General features: G+C 70.7%; 4 protein-coding genes. All 4 read right to left on the bottom strand.

What is annotated here, in order from left to right; translation table 11 throughout:
• A partial coding sequence (gene kdpB / locus GA0115240_RS34110) for a potassium-transporting ATPase subunit KdpB (protein WP_093742850.1) occupies positions 1-1,524 on the bottom strand: 1,524 nt, incomplete at its 3' end.
• Positions 1,525-1,612: 88 nt separating this feature from the next.
• On the bottom strand, positions 1,613-3,277 hold the full coding sequence (gene kdpA, locus GA0115240_RS34105; protein WP_093742846.1) for a potassium-transporting ATPase subunit KdpA: 1,665 nt from the start codon (positions 3,275-3,277) through the stop codon (positions 1,613-1,615).
• Entirely contained in the window at positions 3,277-3,366 is a 90-nt protein-coding gene (locus GA0115240_RS34100) for a potassium-transporting ATPase subunit F (RefSeq protein ID WP_093742844.1), read from the bottom strand. The genes kdpA and GA0115240_RS34100 overlap by 1 nt, the downstream gene beginning before the upstream one ends.
• A 191-nt stretch (positions 3,367-3,557) precedes the next feature.
• On the bottom strand, positions 3,558-4,698 hold a 1,141-nt coding region (locus tag GA0115240_RS34095; protein ID WP_107407264.1), incomplete at its 5' end, for a universal stress protein.

Here is a 4,698-nt window from a genome sequence, read left to right as displayed (position 1 = left end):
TTCGCGCCGGATGAGGGCCATCTTGTCCTCGGGGGTGGCCTCGGCGAGGAAGTCGTCCACGCCGGCCTCCTCCGCGATCGCCCGGGCCGTCATCGGGTTGTCGCCGGTGATCATCACCGTGCGGATGCCCATCGTCCGCAGCTCGTCGAACCGCTCCCGCATGCCCGACTTGACGACGTCCTTGAGGTTGATCACACCGAGCACCGTCGCCGACGTGCCATCGCCCCGGGTGACGACCTCGCCGACCACCAGCGGAGTGCCGCCGCTGGTCGAGATGGCGTCGACGATCGGGCCGACCTCCTGGATCGCCGATCCGCCGTTCTCGGCGATCCAGTTCATGACGGCGGCCGCGGCGCCTTTGCGCAGCAGCCGCCGGTTCCCCTCCTCCACCAGGTCGACGCCGCTCATCCGGGTCTGCGCGGTGAAGGGCACGAACTCGGCCCGGCCGAGTTCACCTTCCGCGCGGGCCCGCAGGCCGTAGCGCTCCTTGGCCAGCACGACGATGGAGCGGCCCTCGGGGGTCTCGTCGGACAGGGAGGACAGCTGGGCCGCGTCGGCCAGCCGCTCGATGCCCGTGCCGTTGACGGGCAGGAACTCGGCGGCCTGCCGGTTGCCCAGGGTGATGGTGCCGGTCTTGTCCAGCAGCAGGGTGTTGACGTCGCCGGCCGCCTCGACGGCCCGGCCGGACACGGCCAGCACGTTGCGCTGCACCAGCCGGTCCATGCCGGCGATGCCGATCGCGGACAGCAGCGCGCCGATGGTGGTCGGGATGAGCGCCACCACCAGCGCCACCAGCACCACGACGGACTGCTCGGCGCCCGCGAAGACCGCGAAGGGCTGCAAGGTCACCACGGCCAGCAGGAAGACGATGGTCAGCGAGGCCAGCAGGATGTTCAGCGCGATCTCGTTGGGTGTCTTCTGCCGCGAGGCGCCCTCCACCAGGGCGATCATCCGGTCGATGAACGTCTCACCCGGCTTGGACGTGATGTTGACGACGATCCGGTCGGACAGCACCTTCGTCCCCCCGGTGACCGCGCTGCGGTCGCCGCCGGACTCGCGGATGACGGGCGCGGACTCGCCGGTGATCGCGGACTCGTCCACCGAGGCGACCCCTTCGACGACATCGCCGTCGCCCGGGATGACCTGCCCGGCCTCGACCACCACATGGTCGCCGAGCCGCAGTTCGGCCGCGGACACCTCCTCCTCCCCGAAGCCTTCCGCGCCGCGGCGGTAGTCGGTCAGCCGGCGGGCGACGGTCTCGGTCCTGCTGCGGCGCAGGGTCTCGGCCTGCGCCTTGCCGCGGCCCTCGGCGACGGCCTCCGCCAGATTGGCGAAGATCGCGGTGAGCCAGAGCCAGACGGTGATCACCCAGGAGAAGACGCTCGGGTTCTTGATGGCCAGCGCGGTGGTGAGCACGGCCCCGACCTCGACCACGAACATGACCGGGTTCCTCGCCATGACCCGCGGATCGAGTTTCTTCGCGGCCTGCGGCAGGGAGACCAGCAGCTGCTTGGGATCGAGCAGGCCGCCGGAGACCCGGTGCGGCGGCTGCGCCGGCCCGGGCCCGCCCCGTCCCCGGGGTTCGGCGGGGGTTCGACCGCGCTCGGGGGCATCAGTGCAGACCTTCCGCGATCGGCCCCAGCGCGAGGGCGGGGAAGTAGGTCAGGCCGACGACGATCAGGATCACCGCGGTGAGCAGTCCGACGAACTGCGGCCGGTGCGTGGGCAGGGTACCCGCGGTGACCGGGACGGGCTGCTGCCGGGCGAGCGAGCCCGCCAGCGCCAGCACGAAGAACATCGGCAGGAAGCGGCCGAAGAGCATCGCCAGCGCCGTCGCGGTGTTCCACCAGGTGGAGGTCACGGTCAGGCCGGCGAACGCGGAGCCGTTGTTGTTGGCCGCGGAGGTGAAGGCGTACAGGATCTCGGAGAAGCCGTGCGGGCCCGGGTTGAGCATGTCGGCCCGCTCGCCCTTCAGCGACATGGCCAGGCCCGCGCCGACCAGGACGATCGCCGGGGTGGTGAGGATGTACAGCGAGGCGAACTTGATCTCCCGGGCGCCGAGCTTCTTGCCCAGGTACTCCGGGGTGCGGCCGACCATCAGACCGGCCACGAACACCGCGATGACCGCCAGCACCAGGATCCCGTAGAGGCCGGAGCCGGTGCCGCCGGGCGCGACCTCGCCGAGCATCATGTTGAAGATGGTCATTCCACCGCCGCCCGGCGAGAACGAGTCGTGGAACGAGTTCACCGCGCCGGTGGACGTCAAGGTCGTCGACGCGGCGAACAGCGCCGACGCCCAGACGCCGAAGCGCTGTTCCTTGCCCTCCGTCATCCCGTCCGCGAGGTGGCCCGCGGTGCTGCTGACACTGTGCAGTTCGTTGACGGTGACGAGGGTCAGGGACGCGGCCCAGATCAGGCCCATCACGGCGAGGATCGCATAGCCCTGGCGGCGGTCGCCGACCATGGTGCCGAAGGTGCGGGGCAGACTGATCGCGACCACCAGCAGCAGATAGGTCTCCAGCCAGTTGGTGAAGGCGTTGGGGTTCTCGAACGGGTGGGCGGAGTTGGCGTTGTAGAACCCGCCGCCGTTGGTGCCCAGTTCCTTGATGGCCTCCTGCGAGGCGACCGGGCCGCCGGTGATGGCCTGTTTGTCACCGAGCAGCGTGCTGATCTCGTGGGTGCCGTGGAAGTTCTGCACCGTGCCGGAGGCGACCAGCGCGATGGCGAAGACGAAAGCGATGGGCAGCAGCACCCGTACGGTGATCCGGGTCAGGTCCACCCAGAAGTTGCCCACCCGGTCGGTGTTCTGGCGGGTGAAGCCGCGGATCAGGGCGGCCACCACCGCGACGCCGACCGCCGCCGACACGAAGTTCTGCACCGCCAGGCCCATCATCTGGACCAGGTGGCCCATGGTGACTTCGCCCGAGTACGACTGCCAGTTGGTGTTGGTGACGAAGGACGCCGCGGTGTTGAACGCCGTAGCGGACGGGACCGCCGGCATACCGACGGACAGCAGGAAGTGGTTCTGCAGCCGCTGGAAGCCGTACAGGAACAGCACCGAGATCACCGAGAAGGCGAGCACGCTGCGCAGATAGACCGGCCAGCGCTGGTCGGCGTCGCCGCGCACCCCGCCGAGCCAGTACACGAACCGCTCGGCGCGCAGGTGGCGCGGCGCGGTGAGGGTGTGGGCGATGAAGTCGCCGAGCGGCCGGTACGACAGCGCCAGCGCGGCCACCAGCGCGAGGATCTGGAGCAGGCCGGCGAGCGTGGCGTTCACTAGAACTTCTCCGGGTAGATCAGCGCCAGCACCAGGTAGACCAGCACGATGCCGGCCACGACGAGGCCGGCCAGGTTGTCCGCGCTCACGGCCGCTCCGCCCTTCTCACGACGGGGGCGGTGACGGCGGGGACGGCAGGATCTGGCATGTGCGGGACACCCCGGGGGTCAAAAGACAGCAGATGCGACGAAACGGTGCCCCTACAGACCAGCACAGGGCGTGCGGAACTTCCCGCAGCCGCACCGGGCCCGCGCGGGGAGCGACCCTGGTGCCGCAACGGTCAGGGCGCGGAGCCGGCGTCGTCCCCGGCGCTCTCCCCGGTGCTCTCCCCGGCATCGCCGCCGCGGCGCAGCAGGCTGCCGCGGGCGGCTTCGGAGTGGGTGACCACATGCACGTCGATGTCGTCCCCGGAGCCTTCGATGACGGCCTCGCCGATTCCGCGGGTGAGCAGTCTCTTCAGCGGTCCGCGCCGGCTGGAGCCGATCAGGATCTGACTGGCGTTGACCTTCGCGGCGAACGCGAGGATGGCGCGGGCGGGATGGTCGCCGCTGACGGTGTGGTAGCTGCCGCCGAGTTCCTCCACCAGGGCGCGCTGGCGGTCCAGCAGCCGCGAGGACGCGGCGGAGGCGTCCTCCGGCTCGACGTGCACGGCGAACAGTTCGCCGCCGGCGCCGCGCGAGGCGGTGCGTTTGCCGCGGCGCACCAGGGTGTCGCCCTCCGGGCCGCCCGACAGCGCGACCAGTACCCGCTCCCGGGTGGGCCAGGGCTGCTGGATGCCGTGCTCGTCGCGGTAGCGCACCAGTGCCTCCTCGACCCGGTCGGCCGCCCACAGCAGCGCGATCTCCCGCAGGGCGGAGAGGTTCCCGGCCCGGAAGTAGTTGGCCAGCGCCGCCTCGACCTTGTCGGGCGGATAAATGCTGCCGTGGGCCATCCGGCGCCGCAGGGCCTCCGCCGACATGTCCACCAGCTCGATCTGATCGGCGCTGCGGACCACGTCGTCCGGCACGGTCTCGCACTGCTTGACCCCGGTGATCGCGCGGACGACGTCGTTGAGCGACTCGAGGTGCTGGATGTTGACGGTGGACACCACGTCGATGCCCGCCTGGAGGAGTTCCTCGACGTCCTGCCAGCGCTTCTCGTGGCGGCTGCCCGGGATATTGGTGTGGGCGAGCTCGTCGACCAGGGCGAGCTGCGGGCGGCGGGCGAGTACCGCGTCCAGGTCCATCTCGGTGAACGCGCAGTCCCGGTAGGCCATGGTCCTGCGCGGCACGGACTCCAGACCCTCGGCCATCGCCCGGGTCGGCTGTCTGCCGTAGTCCTCCACGAAGGCGATGACCACGTCCGTGCCCCGCTCGGCACGGCGGTGCCCCTCGCTCAGCATGTCGTAGGTCTTGCCCACCCCGGGCGCCGCCCCGAGGTAG

The sequence above is a fragment of the Streptomyces sp. DvalAA-14 genome (assembly GCF_900091855.1).
Classification (GTDB): Bacteria; Actinomycetota; Actinomycetes; order Streptomycetales; family Streptomycetaceae; genus Actinacidiphila.
Note: the sequence above shows the minus strand (reverse complement) of the source record. Positions and strands in the feature narration are given on the sequence as shown.